Raw genomic sequence first — 20520 nt, 5'->3', positions numbered from 1 at the left:
AGCGTCAGCTGACGTTCAGCGCGGTGTCGTCGACCACGAAGCTGGTCTGCAGCGTGACGTCCTCCGCCGCGTTGAACTTCAGGGTGACGGTCTGTCCGGCGAACGAGTTCAGGCTGAAGGACTTCTGGCTGTAGCCCGACGCCTTGTTGAGGTTGCTGTACGTGGCCAGCGTCGTCGAACCGGCGGTCACCGTCAGCTTGTCGTACTGCGAGCTCGTCGTCGTCTCGTCGCTGTCGATGTGCAGCCAGAACGTGAACGTCGCCTTGCAGCCGGCCGGAATGGTCACCGACTGCTGCAGGGTGTCGGTGTGGGTGGTGCCGTAGCCGTCCATCCACGCCTTGTACGAGCCGCCGTGCGCCGCCTGACCCGGGTCGGTGGTGATGACACCGGAGGTGGCGGACCAGCCGGTGGCGCCCGACTCGAAGCCCGGGTTGGTCAGCTTCTGGCCCGCGGTGCAGGTGCTGCTGCCGGGGGGCGAGACGGTCCACGAGAAGGTGGCCGTGCCGGTCTGCGAGGCGCTGTCCCGGACGGTGACCGTGGTGCTGTACGTGGCCGCCGTGGTCGGGGTGCCGGAGATCAGGCCGGTGGAGGAGTTGATGCTCAGGCCGGCCGGGAGGCCCGTCGCGCTGTACGTGAGGGCGCCCGCGTTGCTGCTGCTGGCCTGGATCTGCAGGCTGGTCGCGGTGCCGACGACGGCGGTGCGGGAGCCCGGGTTGGTGACCGTGACGCCGTTGGCCGGCGGGGTGGCGTGCGCGCCGACGCCGATGCCGGCGAAGGCATTGGCGACACCGGCGTACTGCGCCGAGCTGGCGCCGTACAGCGCGGTCGCGGCGTTGAGGGACGCGGTGCGGGCAGCGGCGTAGTTGGTGCTGGACGTCATGTACGTCGTCAGCGCCTTGTACCAGATCTGCAGGGCGGCCGCGCGTCCGATGCCCGCGACGGCGACGCCGTCGGCGGTGGGGCTGTTGTACGAGACGCCGTTGATCGTCTTGGCGCCGGAGCCCTCGGACAGCAGGTAGAACATGTGGTTCGCCGGACCCGACGAGTAGTGGACGTCGATGCTGCCGATGCCCGAGTACCAGGAGTCCTTGGAGCCGCCGTCCTTGCTCGGCTTGTCCATGTAGCGCAGCGGGGTGCCGTCGCCGTTGATGTTGATCTTCTCGCCGACCAGGTAGTCACCGGGGTCGGCGGTGCTGCTCGCGCCGAACTCGGCGCCGGCGGCGAAGATGTCGGAGGTGGCCTCGTTCAGACCACCGGACTCACCGCTGTAGGTGAGGTTCGCGGTGGCCGCGGTGACGCCGTGGCTCATCTCGTGGGCGGCCACGTCGAGCGAGGTCAGCGGGTGGGTGTTGCCCGAGCCGTCGCCGTAGGTCATGCAGAAGCAGCTGTCGTCCCAGAAGGCGTTGACGTAGCCGCTGCTGTAGTGGACACGCGAGTACGCGCCGACGCCGTTGTTCTCGATGCCGGTGCGGTTGAAGGTGTTCTTGTAGAAGTCCCAGGTGACCTGGGCGCCGTAAGCGGCGTCGACCGCGGCGGTCTGGTCGGTCGACGAGCTCGACGCGGTGCCGGTGCCCCAGACGTTGTCGGCGTCGGTGAAGAGCGTGCCGGTGCCGGAGGTGCCGCGGGCCAGGTTGTACGTCTTGTGGTTGCCGCGGGCGGAGTCCGTCAGCTGGTACGTGGACCCGGACAGCACGGTGTTGAGGTTGACCGTCCCGCTGTACATGCTGTTGCCGGTCGCGGTCTTGACGTCCTCGGACTGGTTCAGCACCGCGCCGGTCTTCGCGTCGGTCACGACGTGCAGCCGGCTGGGGGTCCCGTCGTGCTGGAAGCCCTCGACGACCGTCTCGCGGGCGAGGACGGGCGTACCCGAGCCGGCCCAGACGACCTTGCGGGAGCCGTCGGCCTTCGGGGTGCCCGTCTTGCCGTCGTGCGCCTTCGCGGTCGTGAGGGCCTTCGACTCGGCGTCGGCCTTCGCGATCGTCTCGGTGGTGGAGGCCACCTCGATGGCGTGCTTGTTGTTGAACGTGACGGTCAGGTCGGCGTGGCCGGCGCTCGGCCCGGTGTGGACGACCAGGTCGCCGCCGAGGACGGGCAGGCCGTCGTAGGTCCGCTCGTAACGCGTGTGCAGGGTGCCGTCGGCGTCCTTGACGACGTCCCTGACGACGAGCTTCTCCTTGGCACCGAGCTTCAGCTTCTTGGCGTGCCCGTCGGCCTTGGTCTCGGCGCTCTTGATCAGCTCGGCGCGCTGGGCGGTCGAGAGATCCACGGCGAGGCTGCCGCTGCGCGGTGCCGCGCTGGGCGCGGTCGGCAGGGCGGCGGTCGGCTGCGCGGCGACGGCCGGCAGGGCGGGTATGCCTACGGCGATCAGCGCGGCCGCGGCGAGCAGACCGGTGCCGGCGGCCCGTCTGCGGGGGGTTGGGTAATTCACTCGGTGTCCTTGTCCGTCAGTGGCCATGGTGGTGGCCGAAGGATGTGCCGGACGGGCGGTGAACCCGCTGTGACCGGCAGGGATAACGGTCAGGGGGAAGAATGGCACGCTTGACTCGTCCATGTCATCAGCGCGCATACCCTTGAGTAGGTAAAGTCATGGCGACCCTTCCGGACAACAGGGACATGACATGCGGTCTCCCCGTATCCGACACGCCACGGACCCCAAACCTTTACACCGGCGACACAGCTACGCCGACGGGCGCTGCCGGACGAACCCGCCGCAAGTCCCTCCGGGTGCGGGGGCGCCGTAGCACCCCGCCGTCGCGCTCACCCGAGCCGCCCCGGCTCGCTGAGCGCCGTCAGATCGCGCGTGACCTCCTCCGCCTCCGCGGCGCCGATCCGCCGGTAGATCGCCAGCGCCTCCCCCAGCAGCTCCGCGCCCCGCGGGGCGTCGCCGGTGGCCAGGGCGCAGCGGCCCAGGCCGGCCAGGGCGTCCGCCTGGACGTACGCGCCGGCGAGGGACCGGGCCAGGTCCAGGGCCTGGCGGTGGCACTCCTCGGCCCGGGCGAGGTCGCCGGTCGCCCGGTGCAGGCTCCCGGTCGCGTTGAGCACGTTGGCCTGGCCGAAGCGGTTGCCGAGCTCACGGTGGATGGCCAGCGCCTGCTCCAGGGCATGAGCGGCGTCCGGAAACTCACCCCGCAGCCGCCGTACGATCCCCAGGAAGAGCAGGGAGTTGGCCTCGCCGAGCCGGTCCCCGAGCTCACGGAAGATACCCAGCGCCTGCTCCAGCGCATGGGCCGCCGCCGGATGGTCGCCCGTCAGCCGCCGTACGATCCCCAGGGCCCAGAGGGCGTTGGCCTGGCCGACCCGGTCGCCGAGGTCACGGTAGATGCCCAGCGCCAGCTCCTGGTCCCGGGCCGCGGCCGGATAGTCGCCCGTCAACCGCCGCACGTCCCCCAGGCGGTGCAGCGCGCTGGCCTGGCCGAGCCGGTCCCCGAGCTCGCGGAAGATACCCAGCGCCTGCTCCAGGGCGTGGCCCGCCGCCGGATAGTCGTCCGTCAGCCGCCGCACCCCCGCGAGTTCGGTGAACGCGTTGGCCTGGCCCAGCCGCTCGCCGAGGTCGCGGTAGATGCCCAGCGCCTCCTCCTGGGCCCGGGCCGCGGCCTCGTACTGATCCGTCAGCCGCCACACGGTCCCCAGGTCGTGGAGGGCGTTGGCCTGGCCGAGCCGGTCGCCCAGGAGGCGCGCGGCGTCGATCGCGGCCTGATGGCGGCCGACGGCCTCGACCCACGGACCGTCGCGCCGCAGCAGCTCCGCCAGCCCCGCGGTCAGGGCGACGACCCGGGCGTGCAGGCCCGCCCCGGCGGCCTGGTCCAGGGACGCCAGCAGGCCGGCGCTTTCGCTGCGGACCCAGGCCAGCGCCTGCCGGCTGTCGGCCAGGGCGGGCGCCTCGGCGGCCACCGGCGAAGCGGCCTGGCCGGGGCGGGACTCGCGGGCGATGAGGGCCTCGGCGTGGGCGGCGGTGTGCTGGTAGTAGTCCAGCAGCCCGTCGACGGCCCGCTCCCGGTCGCCGGGCGGATCGTCCCGGCCGGCCAGGGCGCGGGCGTGCTCGCGGATCAGGTCGTGCATCCGGTACCGCCCCGGGGCGATCTCGGTGAGCAGATTCTGGTCGTACAGCATCTCCAGGCCCCGGCGCGCCTCGGCCGCCGTCGTACCGTCCAGAGCGGCGGCGGTGTACGCGTCGGCCTCGGGGCCCGGGTGCAGGCCCAGCCGCCGGAACAGCCGCCGCTGGTCCGCGTCCAGATCCTCGTACGACAGGTCGAACGCCGCCGCGACCGACAGGTTCTCGGTCGCCATCAGCTCCAGCCGGTCCACCGCCGCCGCCAGGTCCGCGGCCCGCCCGGCCGTGGTCCACGCGCGATGATGACGCAGCTGCCGGGCCACCATCCCGATCGCCAGCGGCAGATACCCGCACAGCCGGATGATCTCCGCCACCCCGGGATCGTCCGCGCTCAGATCCCGGCGGCCCGCCAGCCGGATCAGCAGCGCGGCGGCCTCACCGGCCGGCAGCGTATCCAGACTGACCGGGGTCGCGTCCTCCAGCGCGGACAGATGCCGACGGCTCGTTACGAGCACCAGGCTGGCCCCGACACCGGGCAGCAGCGGAAGCACCTGCTCGCTGCCCCTCGCGTCGTCCAGGATCAGCAGCATCCGCTTGTCGGCCAGCCGGTCCCGCCACAGCGCCGCCCGCGCCTCCACTCCCGCCGGCACCTGCCCCGCAGCGACCCCCGCCGTCAGCAGCAGGCTGGCCAGCGCGTCCTCCGGATCCACCGGCTCCTGCCCCGGCGTATGCCCGTGCAACGGCAGGAAGATCTGACCGTCCGGGAACTGATCGGCCAGCCGGTGCGCCACATGCACCGCGAACGTCGTCTTGCCCACCCCGGCCATCCCGTCGATGGCGTGGATGTCGACGACCCCGCCCTCCCCGGCGACGGCCTCCACCAGATGCTCGAGCTCCCCCTGCCGCCCGGTGAACGACGCGATGTCCCGCGGCAGCGTCCGCGTCGCCACCGCCACCCCGCGCCCCCGCGCGGTCTCCTCGAATCCGTCCCGTGCCGGACCCACCAGCCCCAGCGCGTCCGCCAGCCGCCGCACGGTCTCCTTCTGCGGCGTGGCCACCGCCCCGCGCTCCACGTCCCGTACGGCGCGCACGCTCAGCCCCGCCGCCTCGGCCAGCTCCTCCTGCGTCAGCCCGGCCTCCCGCCGCAGCCCCCGCAGCAGCTCCCCCACCCCGGCCGGCGCCTCAGCCGCACCCACCCGACATCCACCTCATCCGCTCGGTACTCTCCCGGCCGTCCGCGCTCCGGAGACAGAACCCGTGCGACTCCGGAGACAATTCAAGCGGACGGTTTGTGACAACCCGCGAGCGGTACGCCCCGCGAGGCGGCCGCTCACACCGGGATCAACGCGCAGCCAGGGCAATCAGTTCGCGGCAGATCCCCAGCGCCTCCTCCAGCGCCCTGGCCGCGGCCGGATACTCACCGGCCTCCTGCCGCGGGTCGGGGGATCCGCCTGCCGAGGTCGTGATAGATACCCAGAGCCTCGTCCAGAGCCTGGACCGCGGTCACGTACTCGCCCGTCTGCTGCCGCAGGTTCCCCAGCTCCTGGAGGGCGTTGGCCTCACCGAGCCGGTTGCCGAGTTCGCGGTACAGGTCCAGTGCCTCCTCCAGCGCCCGGGCCGCGGCCGGATACTCCCCCATGAGTTTCCGCACGGCCCCCAGGCCGCAGAGGGCGTTGGCCTGACCGAGCCGGTCACCGAGCCGGCGTGCGGCGTCGATCGCGGCCTGGTGCCGGACGACGGCCTCGGCCCACGGCCCGTCCAGGCGCAGCAGTTCGGCAACGCCCGCGGTGAGCCCGACGACCCGGGCGTCCAGTCCTGTCCCGGCGGCGTGGTCCAGGCAGGCGAGCAGGCCGGCCCGTTCGGTACGGACCCAGGCCAGCGCCTGCTCGTCGTCGGCCGGTACGAGAGCCTCCCCCGGGCCGGAGCGGGTCCGGCGGGCGATCAGGGCCTCGGCGCGGGAGGCGGCGTGCTGGTAGTAGTCCAGCAGCCCCGCGAGGGCCCGCTCCCGGTCGGCGGCCGGATCGTCCCGGCCGGCCAGGGCACGAGCGTACTCGCGGATGAGGTCGTGCATCCGGTACCGCCCCGGGGCGATCTCGGAGAGCAGATTCTGGTCGTACAGCGCTTCCAGTCCCCGGCGCGCGGCCGCCGGCGACGTGCCGTCGAGGGCGGCGGCGGCGTGCACGTCGAGCTCGGGCCCCGGGTGCAGGCCGAGCCGCCGGAACAGCCGCCGCTGGTCCGCGTCCAGATCCTCGTACGACAGGTCGAACGCCGCGGCCACCGACAGGTTCTCGAGCGCCATCAAGGCCAGCCGGTCCACGGAGGCAGCCAGCTCCGCGGCCCGCCCGGCCACCGTCCAGGCCGGATGATGACGCAGCTGCCGCGCCACCATCCCGATCGCCAGCGGCAGATACCCGCACAGCCGGATGATCTCCGCCACCCCCGGATCGTCCGGGCTCAGATCCCGGCGGCCCGCCAGCCGGATCAGCAGCGCGGCCGCCTCACCGGCCGGCAGCGTATCCAGGCTGACGACCGTGGCGTCCTCCAGCGCGGACAGGTGCCGTCGACTGGTTACGAGCACCAGGCCGGCCCCGACACCGGGCAGCAACGGAAGCACCTGCTCGCTGCCGACCGCGTCGTCCAGGATCAGCAGCATCCGCTTACCGGCCAGCCGGTCCCGCCACAACGCCGTCCGCGCCTCCACCCCCGACGGCACCTGCCCGGCCGCGACCCCCACCGCCAGCAGCAGGCTGGCCAGCGCGTCCTCCGGATCCACCGGCTCCTGCCCCGGCGTATGCCCGTGCAGCGGCAGGAAGATCTGACCGTCCGGGAACCGGTCCGCCACCCGATGCGCCACATGCACCGCCAACGCCGTCTTCCCCACCCCCGCCATCCCGTCGATGGCATGGATGTCGACCACCCCGGCCACCCCGGCGGCCGCATCCACCAGCCACCGAAGCTCGTCCTCCCGCCCGGTGAACGACGCGATGTCCCGCGGCAGCGTCCGCGTGGCCGACGCCACCCCACCCGCCACCGCCCGCCCCCGGGCCGCCGACTCGAACCCGTCCCGAACCGGACCCACCAGCCCCAGCCCGTCGGCCAGCCGCCGCACCGTCTCCTTCTGCGGCGTGGCCACCACCCCCCGCTCCACATCCCGCAGAGCCCGCACACTCAGCCCCGCCGCCTCGGCCAGATCCTCCTGCGTCAGCCCGGCCTCCCGCCGCAGCCCCCGCAGCAGCTCCCCGACCCCCGCCGGTGCCTCAGCCGTAACCACCGCACATCCACCTCATCCACAAACCACCGAACGCGGGCGCTCCAGAGACAATCCCCATGCACTTCTGGAGACAAATCAAACGCGCGGTTTGTTACGACCGGCGAGCGGCACGCCCCGAAAGGCGGCCGCTGCCGCAGGGCCGTGCCCGCGTCCGGGGCGGTGGCGGGTCACGCGGGTGGTACCGGCTCACCGAGAGCGGCCAGATCGCGGGCGACCTCATCGGCCTCGGCAGAGCCGATCCGCCGGAAGATCTCCAGGGCCTGCCGCAGGAGGGCCGCGGCCCGCGGGATGTCGCCGGCGGCCTGGGCGCAGCGGCCCAGGCCGGCCAGGGAGTCCGCCTCGACATACGGGCTGGCGACGGCCCGGGCCAGATCCAGGGCCTGCCGGTGGCATGCCTCGGCCTGCGTGAGGTCACCGGTGGCCCGATGCAGGTTCCCGGTCTCGTTGAGCGCGTTGGCCTGGCCGAACTTGGCGCCTATGTCGCGGTAGATGCCCAGCGCCTGCTCCAGGGCCAGGGCAGCGGCCGGGTACTCACCCGTCAGCGTCCGAACGATCCCCAGAAAAAGGAGGGCGTTGGCCTGGCCCAGCCCGTCGCCGATCTCGCGGAAGATGCCGAGCGCCTGCTCCTGGGCATGGATCGCGGCCGGATAATCACCGGTCAGCCGCCACACCACCCCCAGACTCCAGAAGGCGTTGGCCTGGCCCAGCCGGTCGCCGAGATCACGGTAGATACCCAGCGACTGCTCCAGCGCACGGGCCGCAGTCGGACGATCACCCGTCAGCCGCCACACAGTCCCCAGGCCCCAGAGGGCGTTGGCCTGCCCCAGCCGGTCACCGAGGTCACGATAGATACCCAGGGCCTGCTCGAGACCCCGGACAGCGGCCGGATAATCACCCGACAGCCGCCACACGTCCCCCAGTCGGTAAAGCGCGTTGGCCTGGCCCAGCCCGTCACCGAGGTCACGGTAGATACCCAGCGACTGCTCGAGACCCCGGACAGCGGCCGGATAATCACCCGACAGCCGCCACATGATCCCCACGTCATGGAGGGCACTGGCCTCGCCGAACCGGTCGTCGAGCCTTCGTGCGGCTTCGATCGCGGCCTGATGACGGCCGATGGCCTCGCCCCACGGACAATCGCGCCGCAGCAGCTCGGCCAGCCCGGCGGTCAGGGCGACGACCCGGGCGTGCAGGCCCGCCCCGACGGCGTGATCGAGGCAGGCGAGCAGGCCGGCCTTCTCGGTACGGAGCCAGGCCCACGCCTCCTCACCGTCGGCCGGGGCGGGACCCGCGACGGTGATCGCACCCGGCGCGGCGGCCGGGCCGGGGCGGGTCTGACGGGCGATGAGGGCCTCGGCACGGGCAGCGGTGTGCTGGTAGTAGTCCAGCAGCTGGTCAACCGCCCGTTCCCGGTCGGCGGGCGGATCGTCGCGTACGGCCAGGGCGCGGGCGTGTTCGCGGATCAGGTCGTGCATCCGGTACCGCCCCGGTTCGGACTCGGTCAGCAGGTTCTGGTCGTACAGCGCTTCCAGCCCCCGGCGCGCCTCGTCCGGCGTGGTGCCGTCCAGGGCGGCGGCGGTGCAGGCGTCGGCCTCGGGGCCCGGATGCAGGGCGAGCCGCCGGAACAGCCGCTGCTGATCCGCGTCGAGGTTCTCGTACGACAGGTCGAACGCCGCGGCGACCGACAGGTTCTCGGTCACCATCAGCTCCAGCCGGTCCACCGCCGCCGCCAGCTCGGCGGCCCGCCCGGCCACCGTCCAGGCCCGATGATGACGCAGCTGCCGGGCCACCATCCCGATCGCCAGCGGCAGATACCCGCACAGCCGGATGATCTCCGCCACCCCAGGATCATCCGCGCTCAGATCCCGACGGCCCGCCAGCCGAACGAACAGCGACGCCGCCTCCTCGACCGGCAACGTATCCAGACTGACCGGAGTCGCCTCGTCCAGCGCGGACAGAATCCGCCGGCTCGTCACGAGCACCAGACTGCCCCCGACACCGGGCAGCAACGGGAGCACCTGATCGCTGCCCACCGCGTCGTCCAGGATCAGCAGCATCCGCTTGCCCGCCAGCCGGTCCCGCCACAGCGCCGTCCGCGCCTCCACCCCCACGGGCACGCGGCCAGCCGGAACCCCCGCCGTCAGCAGCAGGCTGGCCAGCGCGTCCTCCGGATCCACCGGCTCCTGCCCCGGCGTATGCCCGTGCAGCGGCAGGAAGATCTGACCGTCGGGGAACCGGTCCGCCACCCGATGCGCCACATGCACCGCCAACGCCGTCTTCCCCACCCCCGCCATCCCGTCGATGGCATGGATGTCGATCACCCCACCGGCCCCCGCCGCGGCCTCCACCAACTGCTCGAGCTCCCCCTGCCGCCCGGTGAACGACGCGATGTCCCGCGGCAGCGTCCGCGTGGCCGACGCCACCCCACCCGCCACCGCCCGCCCCCGGGCCGCCGCCTCGAACCCGTCCCGAACCGGACCGACCAGCCCCAGCGCGTCCGCCAGTCGCCGCACGGTCTCCTTCTGCGGGGTGGCCACCACCCCCCGCTCCACATCACGCAGGGCACGCACGCTCAGCCCCGCCGCCTCAGCCAGCTCCTCCTGCGTCAGCCCGGCCTCCCGGCGCAGCCCTCGCAGCAGCTCCCCGACCCCGGACGGAGCCTCAGCCGTACCCACAAACCCACCTCATCCGTCCGGCGCCTCCGGGCCGTATGCACTCCGGAGACAGAATTCGTGCACTCCGGAGACAATTCAAGCGCGCGGTTTGTGACAGCCGACGAGCGGCTCCCGCTCACACCCCGGCCGGCACCCGCTTCCGCCGGATCCGGGTCGCCGCACCCGACCGCTGCTCCTTGCAGGGATGCTCCTTGTCGCACGGCTTCACCGGGATCTCGACCGCCGTGGTGGCATCCGGCGAGACGACCTCCTCCCCGCCGGGGTTACGGCCGGTGGCGACGGCGGTGTTCTTCACGTGGCCCAGCTTGATGTCCGCGTCGGTCACCGTGTACGGGCCCGCCTCGCAGGTCATGGACTCCCCCGGCCCGAGGGATGTCCGGGGGCAGCGGACCTCGCCGGCGGTGGGGTCGTCGACGCGGATGTCGCTGATGACGGTGTCGCCGGTGTTGGCAACCGTGAACTTCCAGCGGATCACGCCGTTCCGGTGAGCCGCCTTCGGCTTCTGGTACGTGCCCGTCTTCGCCAGCTCGAGCCCGTCGTTCCCCGGCCGTTGCGTGGTGAGGGCGGCGGTGGCCTCGGGGGAGGTGACGGCGGTCCCCGAGGCGTTGCGCGCGGTGGCGACGGCGGTATTCGTCACCTCGCCCGCCTGTGCGTCGGCCGCGGTGACGGTGTACGTGGCGGTGCACGTCACGACCTCACCCGCGTCGAGCGAGTCCACGGGGCAGGTCACGTCCGGCGGGGTGCCCGTACCGCTGAAGGCGGTGTCGGCGACCTGGAGGGCCGACAGCGCCGTCTCGCCGGAGTTCGTCACCTTGTACGTGTAGGTGACGGTCGCGCCGGATCCGGCCGTGTCGGGATCGACGGTCTTCTCCAGTTCCAGTGCGGACCGCAGGACCCTGACGGACGCTCCCGCGTCGTCCGAGGTCACCGAAGCCCCGGTGTCCGGGCGGGCGGCGGTGGCGCGGGCCGTGTTGGTGATCGTGCCGGCGTCGATGTCGGCCTGCGTCACCTCGTAGGTGGCCGAACAGTCCGCCGAGGCGCCGGGTGGCAGGGGCCCGTCGGGGCAGGTCGCGGTCGGGGCGGTGCCGGTGCCGGAGAACTCGGTGTCGGCTACGGCGATGTCGTGCAGCGTGGTACGGCCCGTGTTGTGCACGGTGAAGTGGTACGTGACGGTGTCGCCCGCGCCGATCACCGTGTCCGGGTCCGCGCTCTTCGCCAGGGTCAGCGAGGCCGGGGCCGTGGTGTCGACGTCGACGGTGCTGCTGCCGGACAGTGTCGTGTCGCCGGAGGGTGTGGTGGCCCGGGCGGTGGCGGTGTTGGTGATGCTGCCCGCGTCGAGGTCCGCCTGCGTCACCTCGTACGTGGCCGAACAGTCCGTCGATCCCCCGGGCGCCAGCGTGGTCGCGTCGCAGGAGACGGCGAGGGGGCCGCCGGTGCCGGTGAAACTGTTCTCGATGATGCCCAGCCCGGTAAGCGTGGTCTCCCCGGCGTTCCGGGCCGTGAACGTATACGTCACCGTGCCTCCGACCGTATCGACCGCCGTGGGCTCCGCTGACTTCTCCAGCTCCAGCAGCGACCCCGGCTCCCCGGTCAGCGTCACGGACGCCTCGTTGGACTCCACCCCGGCACCGGTCGCCTGCGCGGTGTTCGCCACGCTCCCCTGATCGATGTCCGCCTGGACAAGCGTGTACACAGCAGTGCACGTCAAGGTCTCACCGGGCGGCAGCGGATCCGGCGACTCCGGACAGCTGATGTCCGGCGGGGTGCCGTGCCCGGTGAACTCGGTCTCGGCGACGGCGATGCCGCTCACGCTCGTATTGCCGTCGTTGCGCACGGTGTACGTGTACGTGATCTCCCGCCCGAGCGTGAAGCTCGCGGAATCGTCCGGAGCCGCCTGCTTGACCAGGCTCAACCGCGGCTCCTGGACCGCGGTCACCCGCGCCCGGTCGTCCGCGCTCCGTACCTGTTCGCCGCCCGGCAGGCTCCCGGTGGCATGCGCGGTGTTGTCGATGCCGCCCCGATCGATGTCCGACTGCACCACCGTGTAGGCGACCGTGCAGACCAGAGCCTCGCCCGGCGCGAGCGTACGGTCCTCCCCGGCCGGGCACTCCAGGGCACCCAGCTCACCACCGCCCGTGAAGGCCGTGCCGTCGACATCCACGTTGTACACCGAGGTGTTGCCGCGGTTCGTGATGGTGAACGTGTACACGACCGGCTCACCGGCATCGTGCACGGTCTCCGGCTCCACCGACTTCACGAAGTCCAGCCCCGCGCTCCGCCCGGCGTCGACATGCGCCGACGCCGGCCCGGACATCACCGTCTGACCGGCGGTGTCGGTGGCCCGGGCGGTGGCCGTGTTGTCGATGCCGCCCGCGTCGATGTCCGCCTGCGTCACCTCGTACGTCGCCGTACAGTCGGTCGACGCCCCGGGCGCCACCGTGGTCGCGGCGCAGGAGACGTCCAGCGGGTCACCGGTGCCGGTGAAGCTGTCCTCGACGATCGTGAGCCCGTGCACCGTCGTGCCGCCGTCGTTGGTGACCCGGAAGGTGTACGTCACCTCCTGCCCCGCGGCGTCCACGGACTCCGGGGTCACCGACTTCGCCAGCCGCAGCTCGGCCGGGGCGTGAACGGCGAGCACGGCATCCGACTGGTTCGAGCTCACCTGCGTGCCGGACGTGTTGTGCGCGGACGCGACCGCGGTGTTCGTCACCTGCCCCGTCTGCGCGTCGGCGGCGGTCACGGTGTACGTGGCCTGGCACGGCACCGAGGCACCCACGTCGAGCGAGTCCACGGGACACAGCACGACCGGCCGCGTACCCGAGCCGCTGAAGGCGGTGTCGACCACCTGCAGACCCGACAGGGCCGTCTCCCCCGTGTTCGTCACCAGGTACGTGTAGGTCACGCTCTCACCGGCGGGCGCCGATTCCGGGGCGACGGTCTTCTCCAGCCGCAGCGAGGACTGCAGGACCCCGACGCTCGCGCTCGCGTCGTTCGAGGTCACCGCGGCGCCGGTGTCCGGCCGGTTCGCGGTGGCGTGCGCGAGGTTGGTGATCGTCCCGGCGTCGATGTCGGCCTGCGTCACCACGTACGTGGCCGTGCAGTCCGTCGAGGCACCGGGCGGGAGCGGACCGTTGAGGCAGGTCGCGGTCGGCGGGACACCGGTGCCGGAGAACGCGGAGTCGGTCACGGTGACGTTGTCCAGCGTCGTGCGGCCCGTGTTCCGTACGGTGAAGTGGTAGGTGATCACGTCGCCCGTACCGACCACGGACTCCGGGACGGCGCTCTTCTCGAGGCTGAGCGAGGCCGGGGCGGTGGTGTCGACGGTGACGGTGCTGCTGCCGGAGAGCGTCGGGTCGCCGGAGGGCGTGGTGGCCCGGGCGGTGGCGGTGTTGGTGATGCTGCCCGCGTCCAGATCCGCCTGCGTCACCTCGTACGTGGCGGTGCAGTCCGTCGAGGCACCGGGCGCCAGCGTGGTCTCCGTACAGGAGACAGCCAGGGGGCCGCCGGTGCCGGTGAAGCTGTTCTCGATGACGCTCAGCCCGGTGAGGGTGGTCTCCCCGGCGTTCCTGGCCGTGAACGTATAGGTCACCGTGTCGCCGACCGTATCGACCGACACCGGATCGGCGGTCTTCTCCAGCTCCAGCAACGAACCGGGCTCCCCGGTCAGCGTCACGGACGACTCGTTGGACTCCACCCCACCGGCACCGGTCGCGTGCGCGGTGTTCGCCACGCTCCCCTGGTCGATGTCCGCCTGGACGAGGGTGTACACGGCAGTGCACGTCAAGGTCTGACCGGGCGGCAGCGGATTCGGCGAGCCCGGACACATGATGTCCGGCGGGGTGCCGTGCCCGGTGAACTCGGTCTCGGCGACGGCGATGCCGCTCACGCTCGTATTGCCGTCGTTGTGAACGGCGTAGGTGTACGTGATCTCCTGGCCGAGCGTGAAGCTCGCGGAATCGTCGGGAGACGCCGCCTTGACGAGGCTGATCCGCGCGTCCTGCTCGGCGGTGACGCGAGCGGAACCGTCCTCGGTACGCACCTGATCGCCGTCCGGATCGATCCCGGAGCCGTGCGCGGTGTTGTCCACACCGCCCTGATCGATGTCCGCCTGCACCACGGTGTACGAGGCCGTGCAGGTCAGATCCTCGCCCGGCGCCAGCGTGCGGTCCTGCCCGGCCGGACACTCCAGCGGACCGAGCGTGCCGTGCCCGGTGAAGCCCGTGTCGTTGACGTTCACGTTCCGCATCGTCGTATTGCCGGTGTTCGAAGCGGTGAACGTGTACACGACCTGCTCACCGGCCTGCTGCACCGTCTCCGGCTCCACCGACTTCGCGAACGTCAGCCCCGGCTCCCGCCCGGCATCGACCCGCGCCGACGCCGGCTCCGAGATCGCCGTCTCACCCACGGGATCGGTCGCCCGCGCGGTGGCCGTGTTGTCGACACCGCCCGCGTCGATGTCCGCCTGCGTCACCTCGTATGTCGCCGAACACTCCGTCGACGCACCGGGCGCCAGCGTGGTCTCCGTACAGGAGACGTCCGGCGGATCACCGCTGCCGGAGAAGCTGTCCTCGATGATCTCGAGCCCCTGCACCGCCGTACCACCGTCGTTGGTGACCCGGAAGGTGTACGTCACGCTCTGCCCGGCCGCGTCCACGGTGTCCGGGGCCACCGACTTCGTCAGCCGCAGCTCGGCCGGGGCATGCGTGGTGAGCACGGCGTTCGACTCGTTCGAGGTCACCTGTGTGCCGGACGTGTTGTACGCGGTCGCGACCGCCGTATTGGTCACCTGCCCCGCCTGCGAATCGGCGGTGGTGACCGTGTAGGTCGCCGAGCACGTCACGGACTGGTTCACGTCGAGCGAGCCCACGGAACAGCTCACGACCGGCGGCGTGCCCGACCCGCTGAACGCGGTGTCGACCACCTGCAGGGCCGACAGAGCCGTCTCCCCCGTGTTCGTCACCTCGTACGTGTAGGTGACGCTGTCACCGACGGGGGCCGATTCCGGGGCGACGGACTTCTCCAGCCGCAGCGAGGACCGCAGGACCCGGACGGACGCGTCCGTATCGTTCGAGGTCACCTGGGCCCCGGTGTCCGGGCGGCTCGCGGTGGCGTACGCGATGTTGGTGATCGTCCCGGCGTCGACGTCGGCCTGCGTCACCGCGTAGGTGGCCGTGCACTCGCGCTCGCCCCCGGGCGGCAGGGGGCCGTTGGGGCAGCTCGCGGCCGGTGGGGTGCCGGTGCCGGAGAACACGGAGTCGGTGACGGTGACGTTGTTCAGCGTCGCGCCGCCCGTGTTGCGCACCGTGAAGTGATAGGTGACGGTGTCGCCCGCGCCCACCACCGTGTCCGGGACGACGCTCTTCGTGAGGGACAGCGACGCTTCGGCGGTCGTGTCGACGGTGACGGTGCTGCTGTCGGACAGCGTCGGGTCGCCGGAGGGCGTGGTGGCCCGGGCGGTGGCGGTGTTGGTGATGCTGCCCGCGTCGAGGTCCGCCTGGGTCACGTCGTACGTGGCGGTGCAGTCCGTCGAGGCGCCGGGCGCCAGCGTGGTCTCCGTACAGGAGACAGCCAGGGGGCCGCCGGTGCCGGTGAAGCTGTTCTCGATGATGCCCAGCCCGGTGAGGGTGGTCTCCCCGCTGTTGGTCGCGGTGAACGTGTACGTCACCGTACCCCCGACCGTATCCACCGCCATGGGCTCCGCGGACTTCTCCAGCTCCAGCAGCGACCCCGGCGCCCCGGTCAGCGTGACCGCCGACTCGTTGGACTCCACCCCGGCGCCGGTGGCATGCGCGGTGTTCCCGACGCTTCCCTGATCGATGTCCGCCTGGACGAGCGTGTAGCCGGCCGTGCAGGTCAGGACCGCACCGGGCGGCAGCGGGTCCGGCGACGTGGGGCAGCTGACCTCCGGCGGGGTGCCGTGGCCCGTGAACTCGGTCTCGACGATGCCGATGCCGCTCACGCTCGTATTGCCGTCGTTGCGAACGGTGTACGTGTACGTGATCTCCCGCCCCAGCGTGAAGCTCGCGGAATCGTCCGGGGAGGCTTCCTTGACCAGGCTGATCCGCGCGTCCTGCGCAGCGGTGACCCGAGCGCCGGCCTCCTCGGTGCGCACCTGGGTGCCGTCGGGGTCGTTCCCCGTGGCGTCCGCCGTGTTGTCGACACCGCCCGCGTCGATGTCCGCCTGCGTCACCGTATAGACAGCAGTGCAGGTCAGATCCTCACCGGGCGCGAGCGTGCGGTCCTGTCCGGCCGGACACTCCAGCGGGCCGAGCGTGCCGTGCCCGGTGAAGCCCGTGTCGTTGACGTTCACGTTCCGCATCGTCGTATTGCCGGTGTTCGAAGCGGTGAACGTGTACACGACCTGCTCACCGGCCTGCTGCACCGTCTCCGGCTCCACCGACTTCGCGAACGTCAGCCCCGGCGTCCGCCCGGCATCGACCCGCGCCGACGCGGGCCCGGAGATCGCCGTCTCACCCACGGGATCGGTCGCCCGCGCGGTGGCCGTGTTGTCGACGCCGCCCGCGTCGATGTCCGCCTGCGTCACCTCGTACGTGGCCGTGCATTCGGTCGAGACCCCGGGCTCCAGCGTGGTCGAGTCACAGGAGACATTCAGCGGCCCACCGCTCCCGGTGAAACTGTCCTCGATGATCTCGAGATCGTGGACAGCCGTCCCGCCCGCGTTGGTGACCGCGAAGGTGTACGTCACGCTCTGCCCGGCGGCGTCGACCGACCCCGGGGTCACCGACTTCTCGAGCCGCAGCTCGGCCGGCGCGTGCGTGGTGAGCACGGCGTCCGACTGGTTCGAGCTCACCTGCGTGCCGGACGTGTTGTGCGCGGTGGCGACCGCGGCGTTGGTGACCTGCCCGGCCTGCGCGTCGGCCGTGGTGACGGTGTACGTCGCGGAACACGTCACGGACGCGTCCACGTCGAGCGAGTCCGCGGGACAGCTGACGACCGGCGGCGTACCCGTACCGCTGAAGTCGGTGTCGGCGACCTGCAGACCCGACAGGGCCGTCTCCCCCGTATTCGTCACCAGGTAGGAGTAGGTGACGCTCGTACCGGCGGCGGCCGCGTCCGGATCGACGGACTTCTCCAGCCGCAGCGAGGACCGCAGCACCCGGACGGACGCCCCCGAGTCGTTCGAGGCCACCGAGGCCCCGGTGTCCGGACGACGGGCGGTGGCGTACGCGATGTTGGTGATCGTCCCGGCGTCGACGTCGGCCTGCGTCACCGCGTACGAGGCCGAGCACTGCACCGCTTCCCCGGGTGGGACGGGCCCGGCCTCGCATGTCGCGGCCGGCGGGGTGCCGGTGCCGGAGAACACCGAGTCGGCGACGGTGACGTCGTGCAGCGTGACGCCGCCCGTGTTGCGCACGGTGAAGTGGTAGTCGACCGTGTCGCCCGCGCCGGCCACCGTGTCGGGGACCACGCTCTTGTCCAGGCTCAGCGACGCTTCGGCGGTCGTGTCGACGGTGACGGTGCTGCTGTCGGACAGCGTCGGGTCGCCGGAGGGTGTGGTGGCCCGGGCGGTGGCGGTGTTGGTGATGCTGCCCGCGTCGAGGTCCGCCTGGGTCACGTCGTACGTGGCGGTGCAGTCCGTCGAGGCGCCGGGCGCCAGCGTGGTCGTGGGGCAGGTGATGTCCAGGGGGCCGCCGGTGCCGGTGAAGCTGTTCTCGATGATGCCCAGCCCGGTGAGGGTGGTCTCCCCGCTGTTGGTCGCGGTGAACGTGTACGTCACCGTACCCCCGACCGTATCCACCGCCATGGGCTCCGCGGACTTCTCCAGCTCCAGCAGCGACCCGGGCTCCCCGGCCAGGGTCACCGACGACTCGTTGGACTCCACCCCGCTGCCGGTCGCGTGCGCGGTGTTCGCCACGCTCCCCTGATCGATGTCGGCCTGGACGAGCGTGTACAGGGCATCGCACACCAGGGTCTCACCGGGCGGCAGCGGATTCGGCGACCCCGGACAGGTGATCTCCGGTGGGGCGCCGTGCCCGGTGAACTCGGTCTCGCTGATGCCGATGTCACGCACGCTCGTATTGCCGTCGTTGCTGACGGCGAAGGTGTACGTGACGTCCTGGCCCACCCGGAAGTTCCCGGGATCGTTCGGATGCGCCTGCTTGACCATGCTCAGCCGCGTGTCCTGCGCCGCGGTCACCCGCGCCTGCCCGTCGCCGCTGAGCACCTGACCGCCGTCCGGGGCGATCCCGGTGGCGTGCGCGGTGTTGTCGACACCACCCGCGTCGATGTCCGCCTGGGTGACCGTGTAGGCGGCCGTGCAGGTCAGCGTCTCACCCGGCGCGAGGCTCCGGTCCTCCCCCGCCGGGCACTCGAGCGCCCCGAGCGCGCCGTGGCCGCTGAAGTCCGTGTCGTCGACGTCGACGTAATGCACGCTCGTATTACCGCTGTTGGTGACGGTGAACGTGTACTCGACCGGCTCCCCGGCGTTCTGCACCGTCTCCGGAGCCACCGACTTCGCGAACTCCAGCCCCGGATTCCGCTGAACACCGACCCGAGCCGACGACGGCCCCGTATCGGCGTTCTGCCCGACGGCGTCGACGGCCCGCGCGACGGCCGTGTTGTCGATGACACCGGCGTCGATGTCGGCCTGCGTCACCTCGTACGTGGCCGTACAGTCCGTGAACGCCCCGGGCTCCAGCGTGGTCTCACCGCACGTGATCTCCAGTGGACCGCCGCTGCCGCCGAATCCGAGCTCGTCGATGGCCACGTCATGCAGCTCGGTGGGCCCCGTGTTGGTGACCCGGTAGGTGTACGTCACGCTCTGCCCAGCGGCGTCGACGGTGTCCGGGGCCACCGACTTGACCATCTCGATCTCCGGCGACGGCTGCACCGTGAACACGCGCGCCGAGTCGGTCGCGTCGACCGCCTGCCCACGGTTGTCGGTGCCGTTGACGGCGGCGGTGTCGTCGATGTAGCCGCGTTCGAGGTCGGCCTGCGTCACCTCGTAGGGGAGGACGACGCAGGTATGGCTCTGCCCCGGCTGCAGTCCGCCGGGGGGCAGGTCGCAGGGGTGGGGGCCGCCGCCCTGCGAGTCGGTCAGGGTGAGGGTCTGAATGGAGGTGTCCCCGGTGTTGCGGACGACCATCGTGTACTGCACGGTCTGCCCGAGCTGGGTCGCCACCAGCGGATCCGGCTCCTTGGCCAGCTGGATACTGCCCGTTCCCCGGGCCGTGTTGGTCAGCGTGCAGGTCCAGTCCCCGGCCGTCCGGGGCAGCCGGAAGGACCAGTTCCCGCTGCCCCCGGTCAGGGGCATCTCGGCCCCGGTGACGTTGTTGGTGCAGCTGGCGGCCGTGCCGTACAGGTCGGGCGGCGGTGGCAGATCGCCGTCGGCCCCGCTGTCCCTCAGGTGATACGTCTGGCCGCCCATGACCTCCAGCGGCCCGGTCTCGGCGGTGGCCTCCGCGCCGGTGGTGGTGACGCTGCCCAGCTCGTTGCCCCGGTTGTCGTCCAGGCCGACGCGGAACTGGTCGAGGGTGGCGTTGCGGCCGTCGATCTGCTTGACGACGTTGACGGTCCCGGCCGGTGCGGCCGTGCACTGGGAGCCGTCGCCGAACGTGGTCGCGCCGGGGATCTGCGGGAGCACGGTGGAGGTGCGGGCGGTGATGTCCACGCGGAAGACCTGGCCGGAGGTGTACGTGTACACGTACAGGTAGGTGCCGTCCGTATAGCTGCCGCGGGTGTCCACACCGCCGATGCCGACGGGCAGCCCGGGCACCTCGCCGAGGGAGGAGAAGGTGTGGGTGGTGGTGTTGAAGAACATCAGGTTCGGGAGGCGCTGGCCCACCATGTCGACGATGCCGTACAGGCCGGGGCCCGACGGACCGGTCATGTAGGTCCAGTCGCCGAGGGCGCGATACTGGTTTCCGGGGTAGTTGATCGTGCCGGTACGGACCGTCTGGCCGTAGGTCGGCGATCCCGGCAGCAGATCGACCTCCACCCAGTTGCCGGGGACGCTGCTGTCCAGCAGCCAGAGATGGCCGGCGTTGTCGAAGTCCCCGCTGGTGAAAGCGGTCCCGACGACGCTTCCGATCAGGGCGGTGTCCCCGGAGCTGTCGATCCGCATGATCTGGTTGCCGGAGGCGACGCCGTAGAAGTAGCCGTCGTACGTGTTGTAGCCGACGGCCTCCACGGGCATCGGCAGCACCCCCACATCGCTCGCGGCCCCGCTCGAATCAACCTGCACGATCCGAAAGGCGGTCGCCCCCGTCGCCCCCGCCTCGAACAGATACCCGAGCCGTGGCCCGGGCCCGTCCAGACAGTCCCACTCCCCCTGCGCCTCGGACGGCCCCGCCGTCCCGACCAGCACGGCGGCGACGACGGCCAGCAGCACCGGCCACAGAGTCAGTCGACGGGATGTCCGGCGATGAAGTGAGTTGGGGGCCACCGCCCGAGCAAAACAGAGCTTTAAACCGCAATAACTGAATGAACCATTGAAACGCTAAACGGTTCCCTCGAAAAGAGCACCAGAACTCGCACTTCTCCCCGCGTACCGCTTCAATACG

General features: G+C 71.6%; 5 protein-coding genes. All 5 read right to left on the bottom strand.

Features of this window, described 5'->3' with window-relative positions; genetic code table 11:
* Positions 1-4: 4 nt before the first annotated feature.
* Positions 5-2428, bottom strand: a complete 2424-nt coding sequence (locus tag SRB5_RS18240) for a M4 family metallopeptidase (RefSeq protein ID WP_323378113.1) — start codon at positions 2426-2428, stop codon at positions 5-7.
* Positions 2429-2757: 329 nt separating this feature from the next.
* Positions 2758-5247, bottom strand: coding sequence for an ATP-binding protein (locus SRB5_RS18235; RefSeq protein WP_153453271.1), 2490 nt, complete (start codon positions 5245-5247; stop codon positions 2758-2760).
* Positions 5248-5468: 221 nt separating this feature from the next.
* Positions 5469-7322 carry an ATP-binding protein gene (locus tag SRB5_RS18230; RefSeq protein ID WP_153453269.1) on the bottom strand — a complete coding sequence of 618 codons (1854 nt, stop codon included), beginning with the start codon at positions 7320-7322 and terminating at the stop codon, positions 5469-5471.
* A 167-nt stretch (positions 7323-7489) separates the two neighbouring features.
* Complete coding sequence (locus SRB5_RS18225) at positions 7490-9997, bottom strand: ATP-binding protein (RefSeq protein ID WP_153453267.1); 2508 nt, start codon at positions 9995-9997, stop codon at positions 7490-7492.
* A 115-nt stretch (positions 9998-10112) separates the two neighbouring features.
* Positions 10113-20348 carry a DUF7507 domain-containing protein gene (locus SRB5_RS18220; protein ID WP_153453265.1) on the bottom strand — a complete coding sequence of 3412 codons (10236 nt, stop codon included), beginning with the start codon at positions 20346-20348 and terminating at the stop codon, positions 10113-10115.
* Between the last annotated feature and the right edge of the window lie 172 nt (positions 20349-20520).

Origin of the sequence: Streptomyces smaragdinus (assembly GCF_009604385.1) — a bacterium.
Taxonomy (GTDB): domain Bacteria; phylum Actinomycetota; class Actinomycetes; order Streptomycetales; family Streptomycetaceae; genus Streptomyces; species Streptomyces smaragdinus.
Note: the sequence above shows the minus strand (reverse complement) of the source record. Positions and strands in the feature narration are given on the sequence as shown.